The sequence below is a fragment of the Kocuria sp. U4B genome, from assembly GCF_054875615.1.
In genome coordinates this window covers 1,633,919-1,649,176 of the sequence record NZ_CM142180.1, presented here as the reverse complement: position 1 = coordinate 1,649,176, position 15,258 = coordinate 1,633,919, and the positions used below count along the sequence as shown (strand labels likewise).

Genomic DNA, 15,258 nt, shown 5'->3' with positions numbered 1-15,258 from the left:
GGAAGGGAAGGAGCGACCATGACCGATCAGGAACCGGAGCGCGGGGCGATCGAGGACCAGCGCGAGGACCAGCGCGAGGACGGCCTCGTCGTCGAGCCGGACGCCGAGCTGGACCGCGACCTCCGCAGCAACGACCTCCCCGCGGAGGGGGAGGAGGGGTGAGCGGCGGGTCCCGCCTGGGCGGCGTCGCGGGCGCGGCCGGCCGGGGCGCCGTGGCCGGGCTCGTGGGCGCCGGCGTGATGACCCTGGGGGAGAAGGCCGAGCAGGCGCTCACCCACCGCCCCGACTCCTACGTCCCCGCCCGCGCCCTGCTGACCCTGCTGGGCCGGTCCCCCGGCGACGACGCGAGGCCGCTGCTCTGGAACCACGCCATGCACTACGGCACCGGCGCCGCGCTCGGCGCGCTGCGCGGCGTCTGGGCCGTCACGGGCATCCGCGGCGCCCGGGCCAGCGCGTGGCACACCGTGGTGCGCCTGGCCTTCGACCAGACGGTCGAGAACGCCACCGGCGTGGGCGCCCCGCCCGCGTCCTGGCCGCCCGGCGAGAAGGCCGTGGACGTCGTGCACAAGGCGGTGTACTCGTTCGTGACGGGCGCGGTGGCCGACCGGGCGCTGCCCCCCGTCCTCGCCTCCACCCGCGGGCGCACCAGCCACTGAGCCGCGCCCCGGCCGGGGCGCGCACGAGCGGCGGGCGGGCCGGTGCACCGCCCCGGCCCACCCGCCGTCCGTGCGCGGGGCTTAGCCCAGGCGCACCCACACGGCGGCCTCCGGCCGCAGGAGGCCGTCCGCGAGGGCGTCCTCGCGGCTGCGCACCAGGACCTCGCCCTCGGGCAGCGCGACCGGGGCGTCGCCCATGTTCGCCGCCACGAGGACCCGCTCGCCCGCGGGCGTCGTGTTGACGAAGGCGAGCAGGCGGGTGGCGGCGTCATGGGCGCCGTGCCACGCGAAGGAGCCGCGGCCGAGACCCAGCTCCCGGCGCTGCCGGATCGCGGTCCGGTAGAGGCTGTGCGTGGAGCCCGGGACGCCCACCTGGCGGTCCGCGGCGAGCTCGCCGAAGGCCTCCGGCTGCGGCAGCCACGGCTCGGGGCCGAAGCCGTGGCCCGGTTCCCCGGCGGTCCAGGGCAGCGGCACCCGGCAGCCGTCGCGGCCGATCTCCTCGCCGCGGGTGCGGGCGAACGTCGGGTCCTGGCGCAGTGCGGAGGGCAGGGTCGTGTGCTCGTGCAGGCCCAGCTCGTCCCCCTGGTAGAGGTACGCGGAGCCCGGCAGGGCGAGCTCGACCAGGGCGGCGGCGCGGCCGCGGGCCAGGCCCTGGTCGTGGTCGGGCTGCTCGGCGTCCGCGTCGATGCCCTTGGGATAGGCGATCGGGTCGGAGAGCCCGAAGCGGGAGACGTGGCGGACGGTGTCGTGGTTGGAGAGCACCCAGGTGGTCGGGGCGCCGACCTTCGCCGACTCCGCCAGCGAGTCCTCGATGGCCCGGGACATCCGCGCCCAGCTCCACCCGGCGATCAGGAAGTCGAAGTTGAACGCCTGGTGCATCTCGTCCGAGCGGACGTACATCGCCAGCCGGTGCGCCGGCTCGACCCAGGCCTCGGCCACCATCATCCGGTCGCCGTCGTACTCGGCGAGCACCCGGTGCCAGTCGCGGTAGACCTCGTGCACCCCGTCCTGGTCGAAGTAGGGGCTGCCGGTGCTCATGGGGGTGTCCGGCTGGTCGTGCTCGCGCGCCGCGTGCTCGCCCTCCACCATGCGCACCTGGTGGTCCCAGTCCGGCAGGCCCTCGGCCTTGACCAGCCCGTGGGCGACGTCCACGCGGAAGCCGTCCGCCCCCCGGTCCAGCCAGAAGCGCAGGACGGAGCGGAACTCCTCCCACACCTCGGGGTTCTCCCAGTTGAGGTCGGGCTGGGTGCTGTCGAACAGGTGCAGGTACCACTGCCCGTCCGGCAGCCGGGTCCAGGCCTCCCCGCCGAAGACGGAGCGCCAGTTGTTCGGGGGCAGCTCCCCGTGCTCGCCGCGGCCCTCGCGGAAGACGTAGCGGTCCCGCTCGGGGCTGCCGGGCCCGGCGGCGACGGCGGCGCGGAACCACTCGTGGTCGCTGGAGGTGTGGTTGGGCACGAGGTCCACGATGAGCTTCAGCCCCAGCTCGGCCATCCGCTGCCGCATCCGGTCGAAGTCCTCGAGGGTGCCGAAGCGCGGGTCGATGTCGCGGTAGTCCGCGACGTCGTAGCCGGCGTCGTTCTGCGGGGAGACGTAGAACGGGGACAGCCACAGGGCGTCCACGCCGAGGTCGGCGAGGTAGTCGAGCCGGTCGACGATGCCGGGGAGGTCGCCCATCCCGTCGCCGTTGGAGTCGTTGAAGGAGCGGGGGTAGATCTGGTAGATCACCGCGGACCGCCACCACGGGGCGTCGGCGGTCGCGGGGGGCGTGCTGGCCTGCTGCGTCATGGGGTTCTCCTCGGGGCCTTCCGGGTCGGAGGATGTGCGTCCCAACCTAGCGAAGTCCGGGCGCGCGGGGGAGCGCTCAGCTCGCGCTCTCCAGGTGGGCCAGGGGCAGCCAGCGGTGCATCAGCCGCCGGAACGCCACGGCCGCCCCGGTCGCGTCCTGGGCGGCCAGCAGCTCCACGGCGTCCTGGAAGTCCTCGGGGCTCTCGTCCGGCTGGAACCGGTCCGCGATCGCCCCGTAGTGCAGGACCACGAGGGAGTTGGCGGAGAACGCCCCCAGCCACCGGCCCAGGTGGGTGAGGTCCTCGGCGAGCTCCTCGAGGTCCTCGCCCGCGGTGTCCTCCACGACCTGCGCGGCGCGCACCACCCGGCGGGTCGCGACGTCGACCGGCACCGCGCAGCGGTGCACGCGGTTGCCGTGGTGGAAGCTCTCGGTGTGGTCCTCGGGGGTGAACAGGGCGAACCAGGCCATGGGCACGGTGAAGGCGGACTGCCGGGCGTGGACCGGGGTGAAGTGCTCGCGGGTGACCCGCTCGCCCGCCGCCCGGACCGCCTCCTCGGGGATGAGCAGGTTCGGCAGCGGCTGGCCCCCGTCCTCCTCCGCCAACGCGACCAGCCGCAGGGAGCGGCGCAGCCGCTGCGGCGGGTGGTAGACGGGGAAGTCCCCGACGCCCGCGGCCAGCATCCGCCGCCCCGCCGGAGCCGCCGAGAACGGCAGGACCCACAGGGGCTCCACGGCCGGGGGCAGCGGGTCCTCGCCCGGTTCGGCCAGGCGGGCGAGCTGCTCGGTCAGCTCGTTCACCCCGGCCTCCTCGGGCGGCAGCGCCCGGGACAGCAGGGGGGCGTAGACGGCGTCGAGCTCCTCGCCGGGCACGTAGACCCGGAGGGAGAACTGGTGGGGGATCCCGGTGGCCGAGCGGAAGGTCCGCCCGACCTGCAGCAGCTGGGCCACGGCGCTCAGGCGATCTCGACGATCACGGGGGCGTGGTCCGAGGCGCCCTTGCCCTTGCGCTCCTCCCGGTCGATCACCGCGTCGGTGACGCGGGCGGCCAGGGCGGGGGAGTAGAGCTGGAAGTCGATGCGCATGCCCTCCTTCTTGGGGAAGCGCAGACCCTTGTAGTCCCAGTAGGTGTAGACGCCCGGGCCCGGGTGGCGGGGACGCACCACGTCCTGGTAGCCCGCCTCCTCCAGGAAGGCCCGGAACGCCGCGCGCTCGGGCTCGCTCACGTGCGTCAGCCCGTTCTGCAGGAAGAAGTCCATGTCCCACACGTCCTCGTCCTGCGGGGCCACGTTCCAGTCGCCCACGAGGGCGACCTGCGCCCCGGGGTCCTCCTCGACCCACTGCCGGGCGTGGTCCTTGAGCACGCGCAGCCACTCGAGCTTGTAGGGCATGTGCGGGTCCTCCAGGCCGCGCCCGTTCGGGACGTAGAGGGACCAGACCCGCACCCCGCCGCACGTGGCCCCGATCGCCCGGGCCTCCTGCACGGGCTCCTCGCCCGGCTTGCCGAAGGCGGGCTGGTCCGGGAAGGTGCGCCGGACGTCGTCGAGGCCCACGCGGGAGGCGATCGCCACGCCGTTCCACTGGCTCAGCCCGAAGTGGGCGACGTCGTAGCCCATGAACTCGAACAGCTCCCACGGGAAGCTCTCGTCCTTCGTCTTCGTCTCCTGCATGGCCAGGACGTCCACGTCCGACCGCTGCAGCCACGCCTCCACGCGGTCGGCACGGGCGCGGACGGAGTTGACGTTCCAGGTGGCGATCCTCATGGCCCCCACGTTACCGGCTGGCCCGGACGGGCGCCGACGGGCGCGGGCGCCCCGCCGGGCCGTTCATGCCGGGGCGTTGGTACCGGGACGGACGGACGCCGCGCCGGCCCACCTGGGGCTTCCCGGCCGGGCCCCCTCCTTTTGTTGCAAATGCTAATTTGTTCGTGGCCCGCGACCCCCGGCGGCGCCGACACCCGACAGGGAGAGCACCATGAACCTCAGGCGGTCCGTCCTCGCGGTGGCCACCGCGGCAGCCCTCGTCCTCGGCGGTGCTCCGGCGGCACCCGCGGCGGAGCTCCCCGCCCCGGCAGCGTCCGAACCCGGCACCGCGCCGGCCGGCGCCCTGAGCGGCGGCAGGAGCGTCGGCGGCGTGCCCGCCGACCTGCCGGCCGAGCTGCCCGGCGGCCGGGCCGCAGCGGCTCCCGAGGGCTCCGGCGGTCCCGGCGCGGCCGCCGCGGCGACCCCCCTGCCGACCACGGTCCAGCAGATCACCGAGGTCTTCGACATCGTCAACGACCACCGCCGCCAGGGGAACCGGGCGCCGCTGGCCTACAACACCGCCCTGTCCCGCAACGCCCAGCAGTGGGCCGAGTCGATGGCGGGCGCCCGCACCCCCCTGTACAACCCCGGCCCCTACACCGGCGCCCCCGCCGGGGCGCTGCGGATGGACCAGTACTACGGCAAGGGCGAGTTCACGGGGACGTTCGCGGGCCCCGACGCCGTCGAGGCGATCACCCACTACCTCCTCGACTTCTTCCCGCGCAACGGCACCGACCAGTTCGCCCGGGACCTCACCCACCTGGGCATCGGGGTCGCCAGCGTCCCCACCACCGGCCCGGCCGGACCGGGGTGGGAGACCTACGTGACGATCTACTTCTACGCCTATCCGGCCGGCAAGCACGTGCCCGGCACGTACGCGAGGCCCGCGGACGGGTTCGTCCCGCCCTACGCCCCGCCGCGGATCCCGCCCTTCGCGGACGTCGCCACCGGCCACGTGTTCTACAAGGAGATCGCGTGGCTGGCCGAGCGCGGGATCTCCACCGGCTGGGTCTCGGCCACCGGGGTGCGCACCTACAGGCCCGCCCAGCCGGTGGCCCGCTCCCAGATGGCCGCGTTCCTCTACCGGATGGCCGGCTCCCCGGCCTACACCCCGCCCCGGGTCTCCCCGTTCCGGGACGTCCCCACCGGCCACGTGTTCTACAAGGAGATCGCGTGGCTGGCCGAGCGCGGGATCTCCACCGGCTGGGTCTCGGCCACCGGGGTGCGCACCTACAGGCCCGCCCAGCCGGTGGCCCGCTCCCAGATGGCCGCGTTCCTCTACCGGGCGGCCGGCTCCCCGGCCTACACCCCGCCCCGGGTCTCCCCGTTCCGGGACGTCCGCACCGGCCACGTGTTCTACGACGAGATGGCCTGGCTGGCCGAGCGCGGGATCTCCACCGGGTGGGTGGCGGGGGACGGGAGCGTGACCTACCGGCCCGGGCTGGACGTCACCCGCGGCGTCATGGCCGCGTTCCTCTACCGCGCCGACCCCCTGCTCTGACGCCCCGGCCCGACGCCGCTCCGCTCCGGGGGACGTCAACAGCACCGGGCCGGGGGCCCGGGACCGTGCCGGTCCCGGGCCCCCGGCCCGGTGCTGTGCTGCGGTGGTGCTAGCCGCGCCACCAGTCGTCGAGGATCGTGACGGGGGTCGTGCGCTTGTGCCGGGTCTTCAGGTACTGGGCCTCGATCCGCTCGGCCACGGCGTCGTCGACCTCGCGGCCCTCGAGGTAGTCGTCGATCTCGTCGTAGCTCAGCCCCAGCTCGACCTCGTCGGCCTGGCCGGGCTTCTCGTCGAGCAGGTCGGCGGTGGGCACCTTGCTCCACAGCCGCTCCTCGGCGCCCAGGCACTGCAGGAGCAGGCGGTTCTGCCGCTTGTTCAGCCCGAACAGCGGCAGGACGTCGGCCCCGCCGTCGCCGTACTTGGTGAAGAACCCGGTCACCGACTCGGCGCCGTGGTCGGTGCCGACCACCAGCAGGCTGTGCTCGCCGGCGACCGCGTACTGGGCGACCATCCGCACGCGGGCCTTGACGTTGCCCCGGTTGAAGTCGGAGATCTCCCGGCCCGTCGCGTCCGAGAAGCCCCGGTCGAAGCCCTCCACCGCCGTGCCGATGTCGTACGTGACCGTGCGGTCGGGGGCGATGAAGCGCAGCGCCGCCTGGGCGTCCTCCTCGTCGTGCTGGACCTTGTGGGGCAGCCGCATCGCCACGAACTGCACCTCGGCGCCCTCCTCGGTGAGCTTCTCGACCGCCAGCTGGGCGAGCCGGCCCGCGAGCGTCGAGTCGAGGCCGCCGCTGATGCCCAGGACGAAGCCCCGGGTGCGGCTGGCCCTCAGGTAGTCGCAGAGGAACTGGACGCGTGCATCAACCTCCTGCTGCGGGTCGATCTCGGGCTTGACGCCCATCTCTTCGATGATTGCTGCCTGCAGTTTCCGCATGCACTCATGCTAGTGCCGGGCCTTCGCGCGGCGGCAAGGGACCCGCGGATAGGATCGGGGCATGCCCCTGCACGACGCCGGACCCGTCCGGCCGGCCCGCTCGCGCCGGCCGCAGGCCGCCGCGTGCTGCCGCGCCGCCGGGGCCGCGCTCGCGCTGGGCGCCGTGCTGGCCGGGTGCGGGACGCCCGCGGGCGCCGAGCGGGTGGACGTCTACGCCGCGGCGTCGCTGACCGAGGTGTTCACCGACCTGGCCGCCCGGTTCGAGGAGCAGCACCCCGGGGTGGACGTGGCCCTGAACTTCTCGGGCTCCGCCGATCTCGCCGTCCAGATCGCCGAGGGCGCGCCCGCAGACGTCTTCGCCGCGGCGGACGAGCGGACCCTGGACCGGGTCCTGGACTCGGGGCGGGCCGCCGGCACGCCGCAGCCCCTGGCCACCAACCGGCTGACGATCGCGGTGGCCCAGGGCAACCCCGAGGGCGTCCGCTCGCTGGCCGACCTGCGGCGGGAGGACCTCAGCACCGTGGTGTGCGCCGAGCAGGTCCCGTGCGGTCAGGCCGCCCGGACGGTGCAGGACCTGGCCGGGGTGTTCCTGGACCCGGTCAGCGAGGAGAACGCGGTCACCGACGTGCTGGGCAAGGTCCGCTCCGGGCAGGCCGACGCCGGGCTGGTCTACGTCACCGACGTGGCCGCCCACGAGCAGGACGTGGACGGCGTGCCCCTCCCCGCGGCCGCGCAGGTCACCAACCCCTACGCGGTGGTGGGCGTCGAGGGCGGGGACCGGGAGCGGGCCGAGCAGTTCGTGGCCTTCGTGACCGGGCCGGCCGGCCGGGAACGGCTGGCGCAGGCCGGCTTCGGGCCTCCGGGGCCCCCCGACGGGTGAGCACCCCGCACGACGACGCACCACCGCAGCACACCAACCCAGGGAGACGAGCATGAGCGAGCAGTCGCAGGAGCAGCCGTACGAGAACGTCCTCGTCGACCGGCGCGGGCGGGTCGGGGTCCTCACCCTGAACCGGCCGAGGGCGCTCAACGCCCTGAACGCCGCGACCTTGCACGACGTCGTGGCCGCCGCCGGGGCCCTGGACACGGACCCGGGGATCGGGGCGATCGTCCTGACCGGCTCCGAGCGGGCCTTCGCGGCCGGGGCCGACATCAAGGAGATGGCCCGGCGCACCGCCCCGGAGATGTACCTCGCGGACTGGTTCGCCGGGTGGGACGCCTTCACCCGGGTGCGCACCCCGGTCGTCGGGGCCGTCGCCGGCTACGCGCTGGGCGGGGGGTGCGAGCTGGCCATGATGTGCGACGTCCTGATCGCCGCGGACACCGCCCGGTTCGGGCAGCCGGAGATCAACCTCGGGGTGATCCCCGGGATGGGCGGCTCCCAGCGGCTGACCCGCGCCGTGGGCAAGGCCAAGGCCATGGACATGGTCCTCACGGGCCGGCAGCTGGACGCGGCGGAGGCCGAACGGGCGGGGCTGGTCTCCCGCGTCGTGCCCGCCGAGGCCCTGCTCGACGAGGCGCTGGCCGTGGCGCAGACCGTCGCGGAGAAATCGCTGCCCGCCGCGATGGCGGCCAAGGAGGCCGTCAACGCCGCCTTCGAGACGACCCTGGCCCAGGGCGTGCTCTTCGAGCGCCGGCTCTTCCACGCCCTGTTCGCCACCGCCGACCAGAAGGAGGGCATGGCCGCCTTCGCGGACAAGCGCGACCCCCGGTTCACGCACCGCTGAGACCCCGCCGCGCACACCCGCGATCCGCCGTCCGGCCCGCACCGGCTACCCTGGCCGTGTGGGGAAGACGTGGAGCGAGCCCGAGCCCGGCCGGACGGGGCCTCCGCCGGAGGCGCCGGGCGAGCGGGGCCCGCACGACCCCGGCACGCCTGGCGCCGATGCGTCCGGAGCCACGCGCGCGACGCCGTCCGCCCCGCTCGACGTGCTCACCCGCGTCTGGGGCTACGACGCCTTCCGCGGCCGTCAGGCCGAGATCATCGAGACGGTCACCCGCGGCGGCGACGCGCTCGTGCTCATGCCCACCGGCGGCGGCAAGAGCCTGTGCTACCAGGTCCCCGCGCTCGTCCGGGAGGGCACCGGCGTCGTCATCAGCCCGCTCATCGCGCTCATGCACGACCAGGTCGACGCCCTCGAGCAGCTGGGTGTGCGCGCCGCCTACCTCAACTCCAGCCAGACCGCCGAGGAGCGCCGCGCCGTCGAGCGCCGTCTCCTGGCCGGCGAGCTCGACCTGCTCTACCTCGCTCCCGAACGCCTGCCGGTGGCGGCCGGGCTGCTCGACCGCGCCCGCGTCGCGCTCTTCGCCGTCGACGAGGCACACTGCGTGGCCCAGTGGGGCCACGACTTCCGCCCCGACTACCTCGGCCTGACGATCCTGCACGAGCGCTGGCCCGGAGTCCCGCGCATCGCCCTCACCGCCACCGCGACCGAGGAGACGCGCCAGGAGATCGTCCGCAACCTCCGCCTGGACGGGGCCCGCGTCTTCGTCTCCGGCTTCGACCGGCCCAACATCCAGTACCGTGTCGGGCCCAAGCAGGACGCCCGCCGGCAGCTGCTGCGGCTCGTCCGGACGGAGCACGACGGCGAGGCCGGGATCGTCTACTGCCTCAGCCGCGCCTCGGTCGAGCGCACGGCCGAGTGGCTGGCCGCCCAGGGCGTCGACGCGCTGCCGTACCACGCCGGCCTGTCCGCCGAGACGCGCCTGCGCCACCAGACCCGCTTCCTGCGCGAGGACGGCGTGGTCATGGTCGCGACCATCGCCTTCGGCATGGGCATCGACAAGCCCGACGTGCGCTTCGTCGCCCACCTCGACCTGCCCAAGAGCATCGAGGGCTACTACCAGGAGACCGGTCGCGCCGGGCGCGACGGGCTGCCGTCGACCGCGTGGCTGGCCTACGGGCTGCAGGACGTCGTGCAGCAGCGGCGGATGATCGAGGACGGGGAGGGGGACCGGCAGCGCAAGCGCGCCCAGACCCTCCACCTGGACGCGATGCTGGCGCTGTGCGAGACGGTGCAGTGCCGCCGTCAGCAGCTGCTGCGCTACTTCGGCGAGGCGAGCGGGCCGTGCGGCAACTGCGACACCTGCCTCGACCCGCCCGAGGCCTTCGACGGCACGGTCCCCGCGCAGAAGCTCATGTCCACGATCGTGCGGCTGCAGCGGGAGCGGGGCCAGCAGTTCGGCGCCGGGCACCTGGTGGACATCCTGCTCGGCCGGCAGACCGAGCGGGTGGTGCGGATGCGCCACACCGAGCTCACCACGTTCGGCATCGGCACCGAGCTGAGCGATCAGGAGTGGCGCGGGGTGGTGCGCCAGCTGCTCGCCCGGGGCCTGCTCCAGGTGCAGGGGGAGTACGGCGTCCTCGGGATCACCGGCGCGGCGGGGGAGGTGCTGCGCGGGCAGCAGCAGGTGCTCCTGCGCCGCGAGTCCGAGCGGAGGAAGGCCCCCCGCACGTCGAGGACCGGTGCCGCGGCCCCGGCCCTGGACGAGCCCCAGCAGGAGCTCTTCCAGCGGCTCCGGGCCTGGCGCTCCGGCGTGGCGAAGGAGCAGGGCGTGCCGGCGTACGTCGTCTTCACCGACGCGACCCTCGCCGCGATCGCGCAGGCGCGGCCGGACTCGCTGAGCGAGCTGCGCGCCGTCTCCGGCGTCGGTGACGCCAAGCTGGAGCGCTACGGCGAGTCCGTCCGCCAGGTCGTCGCCGGCGCCTGAGCTCCGCCCTCGCCCGTTCCCCCGCGCGTCCACCGTGCGGACGACTCCCGTGGACCCCGGGGCCCGGCCCGGTGGAACGGTCCCTGCGGGCGGCCGGGTGCCGCACCTGCGCCTGTTCGGCTGGGCACGATCCGCAGACGCGGATAGCATGGCTCCGTGACCGAGCTCAGGATCGCTGACGCCGCCCGTTTCCTCGGCGTCAGCGACGACACCGTCCGGCGCTGGATCGACCAGGGCACCCTGCGCAGCGCCAGGAGCGCGACCGGCCAGACCGTGGTGGACGGGCTGGAGCTGGCCCGCCTGCTCAAGGAGCGCTCCGTGCGGCCCGAGGACCCCGCGCGGGTCGCCAGCTCGGCGCGCAACCGCTTCGTGGGGCTGGTCACCGAGGTCGTCTCGGACACCGTGATGTCCCAGGTGGAGCTGCAGTGCGGTCCGCACCGCGTGGTCTCGCTCATGAGCACCGAGGCCGTCCGGGACCTGGGCCTGGAGCCCGGGCGCGTGGCCACGGCCGTCGTCAAGTCGACCGACGTCGTCGTCGAGACCCCCGGGGCATGAGGCGGCCGTGCGCGCCGGGGACTCCGCCTCCACGGGGGTATCCGCCGGGCCCGCCGAGCGGCTCGTGACACCGTGACCCGGCGTCGCCCCCGCGGCTTCGGCACCGTCCCCGGATGGGTGTGGCTCCCGGCGGCACTGGGCGCAGGCGTGGTGGTCCTGCCCGTGCTCGCCATGCTCGCCCGGGTGGACTGGGCCGGTTTCCCCCGGCTGGTCACCTCGCCCTCCGCCCTGCACGCGCTGGGGCTGAGCCTGCGCACCGCGTCCGCGAGCACCGCCCTGTGCGTGCTCCTGGGCGTGCCGCTGGCGCTGCTCCTGGCCCGCACCGCGTTCCCGGGCCGGCGTGCTCTGCGCGCCCTCGTCCTCCTCCCGCTCGTGCTGCCCCCCGTCGTCGGGGGACTCGCGCTGCTGCACACCTTCGGGCGCAACGGGCTCGTCGGCCGCCACCTGGAGCTGGCCGGGGTCAGCATCGCCTTCTCGACCGCGGCGGTGGTCCTCGCCCAGACGTTCGTGTCCCTGCCGTTCCTCGTGGTCAGCCTCGAGGGGGCGCTGCGCACGGCGGGGGAGCGCTACGAACGGGTCGCCGCGACCCTCGGCGCGGGCCCCGGCACCGTGCTGCGCCGGGTGAGCCTGCCCCTCGCGCTGCCCGGCCTCGCCTCCGGGGCCGTGCTGGCCTTCGCCCGCAGCCTCGGGGAGTTCGGGGCCACGCTGACCTTCGCCGGCAGCCTCGAGGGCGTCACCCGCACCCTCCCGCTCGAGATCTACCTGCAGCGCGAGACCGACCCCGACGCCGCGATCGCCCTGTCGCTGGTGCTCGTGCTCGTCGCCGTGCTCGTCGTGGGCGTCTCCGCGCCGGGCCGGCGCCGGGGCGCCCGGGCGCGGAGCGCCGACGGCGGCGGGGGCGGGGCATGAGCCTGCACGTCACCGCCCGGCTGCGCGCCCGCGGTCTCGACCTCGCCGTGTCCATGGCCGACGGGCAGACCCTGGCGGTGACCGGGCCCAACGGGGCCGGCAAGTCCTCCCTGCTCGGGATCGTCGCGGGCCTGCTCGTGCCCGACACCGGCCGGGCCGTCCTTGACGACCGCGTCCTGTTCGACCTGGACGCGCGCGGCCGGGGGCCCTGGGTGCCGGCCCACGACCGCGGCGTCGTCCTCCTGGCCCAGGACCCCCTGCTGTTCCCGCACCTGAGCGTGCTCGAGAACGTCGCGTTCGGGCCCCGCTCCCGCGGCGCGGGACGGCGCGGGGCCCGCGAGGCGGCCGCGCAGTGGCTCGACGCCGTGGACGCCGGCCCCCTGGCCGGGCGCCGCCCCGCGGAGCTCTCCGGGGGGCAGGCCCAGCGCGTCGCCGTGGCGCGGGCGCTCGCCGCGGACCCGCGCCTGCTGCTGCTCGACGAGCCGTTCGCGTCCCTCGACCGGACCGCGGCCCCCGCCCTGCGCGAGCTCCTGGGCCGGGTCCTGGCCGGGCGCATGGCCGTGATCGTCACGCACGACCCCGCCGACGTCGGCGCCCTCGCCGACGCCGTCGTGCGCCTGGAGCGCGGGAGGGTCCTGCCCGGGCCCTGACCCGCCGGCCCGGCCGGGCTCACCCGGCGCGGACGCCGCCCACGATGAGCAGGCCGAGCTCCCGGTACGCGCTCGGGCCCTCCAGGCCGCCCATCCCCGTGCGCTGCTGGATGCGGTCCATGGCCGAGGAGATCACCTCCGCGATGAAGCCCGTGGGCACCGGCCGGAACTCCCCGGTGGCCACTCCCTCGGCCACCAGGGCGGCCAGCTTCGCCGAGGCGATGCGCGTGTTGCGCTCGTAGACCTCCGAGGCCACGGGCGAGCGGGCCACGTCCTGGAGGAACCGCGGCGAGGCCGGCCGCAGCTGCTCGGCCATCGCCTCCAGGTAGGCCAGCAGCCGCTGCGCCGCCCCGCCGGGTCCCCGCAGGGCCTCCTCGGTGCCCCGGCTGACCTGCTTGAAGAAGGCCACGAGCACGGCGCGCACCAGCTCCTCCCGTCCGCCGGCCAGGGCGTAGATCGTGGCCTTGGAGCAGTGCAGCCGGGCCGCCGCGCCGTCCATGGTGAAGTCGCGGAAGCCCTCGCGCAGGAAGAGCGCCAGCAGCTCGTCGAAGAGCTGGCGCTGGCGGGGCGTGCGCGCCGGCGCCCCGTGCGCGGAGGCTGGCCGGGTGAGGTCCGTCACAGTACGATCGTACTCACAACCGTACTGTTCGACCCGGTCCGCGCGGGCCACCCCTCCGCCCCGGACCGACGAGAGGACATCCCATGATCCCGGTCCTGCGCGGGGAATCCCCGTCCGTGGAGCACGCCGTCGGCATCCCGTTCCCGGACGCCGACCTCTTCTCCTTCGCATCCCTCCTCGTGCCGCCCGAGCGCGAGCGGCTCGCGGCCCTGCACGCGTTCCTGCAGGCGGAGATCCGTCCCGTCGTCACGGAGCACTGGAACCGCGAGGAGTTCCCGGCGCACCTGCTGCCCGCGCTCGCCGAGCACGGGCTCGGCGAGCTCGAGCTGTCCGGGGCGAGCCGGCTGTTCCGGGGGCTGGCCTACGCCGAGGTCGCCCGCGCGGACGTCTCCCTGTCCGCCCTGGTCGGCATCCACAACGAGCTCGTCCTCGGGCTGATCGACGCGCTGGGCTCCGCGGAGCAGAAGGCCCGGTGGCTGCCGGGCCTGCGCCGGTTCCGGGCGCTGGGCGCCTTCGCCCTGACCGAGCCGGAGCACGGCTCCGACATCGCCGGGGGCCTGGCCACCACCGCGGCCCGCGACGGGGGCGGGTGGGTGCTCTCCGGGGCCAAGCGCTGGATCGGCTCCGGCACCGTCGCCGACGTCGCCGTGGTCTGGGCCCGGGACACCGCCGACGGGCAGGTCAAGGGCTTCCTCGTGGAGACCGACCGCCCCGGCTGGTCCGCCACGAGGATCGAGCACAAGACCGGTCTGCGGATCATGCAGAACGCCGACATCGTGCTCGATGAGGTCCGCGTCCCGGCCGACGCCCTCCTGCCCGGAGCCACCAGCTTCGCGGCCGCCAACGAGATGCTGCGCAACTCCCGCGCCTGGGTGGGCTGGCAGGCCGCCGGGGTGCAGCTGGGGATCTTCGACGTCGCCCGCGCCTACGCGATCTCCCGCCACCAGTTCGGCCGGCCCCTCGCCGCGTTCCAGCTCGTGCAGGAGCCCCTGGCCCGGATCCTCGGCCACGCCACCGCGTCCCTCGGCCTGATGACCCAGATCGCCCGCCTGCAGGAGGACGGGCTGCTCGACATGCCCCACGCGGCGCTGGCCAAGGCCACCACCACGTCCCTGGCGCGGGAGTCCGCCGCGGCCGGCCGGGCCCTGCTCGGCGGCAACGGCGTGGTCACCGACCACGAGATGGCCAAGCTCTTCAACGACGTCGAGATCCTCTACACCTACGAGGGCACCTACGAGATCAACTCCCTCATCGTGGGCCGCGCCGTCACCGGCGTCTCCGCCTTCGTCTGAGCCCCTCCCGTCCCCGCCCGAAAGGACCTCCATGGACGTCACCGACACCTCCGCCCTCGTCACCGGCGCCGCCTCCGGCCTCGGCGCCGCCGCCGCCGCGATGCTCGCCGCGCGCGGGGTGCGCGTGACCGCCGTCGACCTCCCCGCCGCGATCGACCGGGCCCCCGCCGTCGACGGCCTCCGCTACGTGCCCGCCGACGTCACCGACCGCGACGCCGTGCGCGAGGCCGTGGCCGCCGCGGCCGACGCCGGTCCCCTGCGCACCGTCGTCAACTGCGCCGGCATCGGGCCCTCCGCCCGCGTGCTGGGGAGACAGGGCGTGCACGACCTCGACCTGTTCGAGACCGTGCTGCGCGTCAACCTGATCGGCACCTTCACCGTGCTGGCGCTGGCCGCCGAGCTGATCGCCGCGACCGGGCCCGTCGACGACGACGGGCAGCGCGGGCTGGTCGTCAACACCGCCTCCGTCGCCGCGTTCGAGGGCCAGGTCGGCCAGGCCGCCTACGCGGCGTCGAAGGGCGGGGTGCACAGCCTGGGCCTCACGGCGGCCCGCGATCTCGCGAGCTCCGGGATCCGGGTCAACACCATCGCCCCCGGCGTGATCGAGACGCCCATGCTCGCGACCGTGAGCGAGGAGTACCGGGCCGGGCTGGCCGCCGGGGTGCCCTTCCCGCGCCGGCTGGGCCGGCCGGAGGAGTTCGCGCAGCTCGTGGCGACCTTCGTGGACAACGACTACCTCAACGGCACCACCGTGCGGATGGACGGCGCCCTGCGCATGGCCCCCCGCTGAGCGTCCCGCCGGTCCGCCCGCGCGGGCGGTGGAACGGGGACGGATCGCCGCGGCCC

At 75.1% G+C, this 15,258-nt stretch carries 16 protein-coding genes; 11 read left to right on the top strand and 5 right to left on the bottom strand.

Annotated elements, in window-relative coordinates; translation table 11 throughout:
- Nucleotides 1-18: 18 nt before the first annotated feature.
- A complete protein-coding gene (locus ACYSMR_RS07850; RefSeq protein WP_251332735.1) occupies nt 19-162 on the top strand; it encodes a hypothetical protein in 144 nt (47 codons plus the stop codon).
- Nucleotides 159-656 (top strand): hypothetical protein, encoded by a 498-nt coding sequence (locus ACYSMR_RS07845; protein ID WP_461747863.1) that lies wholly within the window; start codon nt 159-161, stop codon nt 654-656. The genes ACYSMR_RS07850 and ACYSMR_RS07845 overlap by 4 nt, the downstream gene beginning before the upstream one ends.
- Before the next feature lie 81 nt (nt 657-737).
- On the opposite strand, the gene ACYSMR_RS07840 is transcribed toward ACYSMR_RS07845, so the two are convergent.
- From ACYSMR_RS07840 to ACYSMR_RS07830, 3 genes are all read right to left on the bottom strand, one after another.
- Nucleotides 738-2,441, bottom strand: a complete 1,704-nt coding sequence (locus ACYSMR_RS07840) for a glycoside hydrolase family 13 protein (RefSeq protein ID WP_461747862.1) — start codon at nt 2,439-2,441, stop codon at nt 738-740.
- Nucleotides 2,442-2,517: 76 nt separating this feature from the next.
- The gene (locus ACYSMR_RS07835) at nt 2,518-3,390 is read right to left on the bottom strand and encodes a hypothetical protein (protein ID WP_251332732.1); all 873 of its coding nucleotides are present in this window, start codon (nt 3,388-3,390) and stop codon (nt 2,518-2,520) included.
- Nucleotides 3,391-3,395: 5 nt separating this feature from the next.
- Nucleotides 3,396-4,202, bottom strand: coding sequence for an exodeoxyribonuclease III (locus tag ACYSMR_RS07830; RefSeq protein ID WP_309125505.1), 807 nt, complete (start codon nt 4,200-4,202; stop codon nt 3,396-3,398).
- Between the two features lie 211 nt (nt 4,203-4,413).
- On the opposite strand from ACYSMR_RS07830, the gene ACYSMR_RS07825 reads away from it, so the two are divergent.
- Complete coding sequence (locus ACYSMR_RS07825) at nt 4,414-5,742, top strand: S-layer homology domain-containing protein (RefSeq protein WP_461747861.1); 1,329 nt, start codon at nt 4,414-4,416, stop codon at nt 5,740-5,742.
- A 109-nt stretch (nt 5,743-5,851) separates the two neighbouring features.
- Here the strand turns inward: ACYSMR_RS07825 and nadE are convergent, their stop codons facing one another.
- Nucleotides 5,852-6,676, bottom strand: a complete 825-nt coding sequence (gene nadE / locus ACYSMR_RS07820; RefSeq protein ID WP_309125507.1) for an ammonia-dependent NAD(+) synthetase — start codon at nt 6,674-6,676, stop codon at nt 5,852-5,854.
- A gap of 61 nt (nt 6,677-6,737) precedes the next feature.
- Between nadE and modA the strand changes: the two genes are divergently transcribed.
- The 6 genes from modA to ACYSMR_RS07790 all read left to right on the top strand — a co-directional run bounded on the left by modA (nt 6,738) and on the right by ACYSMR_RS07790 (nt 12,501).
- On the top strand, nt 6,738-7,556 hold the full coding sequence (gene modA / locus ACYSMR_RS07815; protein ID WP_461747860.1) for a molybdate ABC transporter substrate-binding protein: 819 nt from the start codon (nt 6,738-6,740) through the stop codon (nt 7,554-7,556).
- 52 nt (nt 7,557-7,608) lie between these two features.
- Nucleotides 7,609-8,403, top strand: coding sequence for an enoyl-CoA hydratase (locus tag ACYSMR_RS07810; RefSeq protein ID WP_461747859.1), 795 nt, complete (start codon nt 7,609-7,611; stop codon nt 8,401-8,403).
- 202 nt (nt 8,404-8,605) lie between these two features.
- Complete coding sequence (recQ, locus tag ACYSMR_RS07805; protein ID WP_309125261.1) at nt 8,606-10,387, top strand: DNA helicase RecQ; 1,782 nt, start codon at nt 8,606-8,608, stop codon at nt 10,385-10,387.
- Nucleotides 10,388-10,543: 156 nt separating this feature from the next.
- Nucleotides 10,544-10,942: a TOBE domain-containing protein gene (locus ACYSMR_RS07800; protein ID WP_309125262.1), complete on the top strand. Its 399-nt coding sequence runs from the start codon at nt 10,544-10,546 to the stop codon at nt 10,940-10,942.
- A gap of 72 nt (nt 10,943-11,014) precedes the next feature.
- Nucleotides 11,015-11,851 carry an ABC transporter permease gene (locus ACYSMR_RS07795; RefSeq protein ID WP_461747858.1) on the top strand — a complete coding sequence of 279 codons (837 nt, stop codon included), beginning with the start codon at nt 11,015-11,017 and terminating at the stop codon, nt 11,849-11,851.
- A complete protein-coding gene (locus ACYSMR_RS07790) occupies nt 11,848-12,501 on the top strand; it encodes an ATP-binding cassette domain-containing protein (protein ID WP_374238470.1) in 654 nt (217 codons plus the stop codon). Before ACYSMR_RS07795 ends, ACYSMR_RS07790 begins: the two co-directional genes overlap by 4 nt.
- A gap of 19 nt (nt 12,502-12,520) precedes the next feature.
- Here ACYSMR_RS07790 and ACYSMR_RS07785 read toward each other — a convergent pair whose 3' ends face one another.
- On the bottom strand, nt 12,521-13,120 hold the full coding sequence (locus tag ACYSMR_RS07785) for a TetR/AcrR family transcriptional regulator (protein WP_309125264.1): 600 nt from the start codon (nt 13,118-13,120) through the stop codon (nt 12,521-12,523).
- Nucleotides 13,121-13,203: 83 nt separating this feature from the next.
- Between ACYSMR_RS07785 and ACYSMR_RS07780 the strand changes: the two genes are divergently transcribed.
- Together ACYSMR_RS07780 and ACYSMR_RS07775 are read left to right on the top strand one after the other, a co-directional pair.
- On the top strand, nt 13,204-14,412 hold the full coding sequence (locus tag ACYSMR_RS07780; protein WP_309125265.1) for an acyl-CoA dehydrogenase family protein: 1,209 nt from the start codon (nt 13,204-13,206) through the stop codon (nt 14,410-14,412).
- A 31-nt stretch (nt 14,413-14,443) separates the two neighbouring features.
- Nucleotides 14,444-15,202 (top strand): SDR family NAD(P)-dependent oxidoreductase, encoded by a 759-nt coding sequence (locus ACYSMR_RS07775; RefSeq protein ID WP_461747857.1) that lies wholly within the window; start codon nt 14,444-14,446, stop codon nt 15,200-15,202.
- Nucleotides 15,203-15,258: the final 56 nt, after the last annotated feature.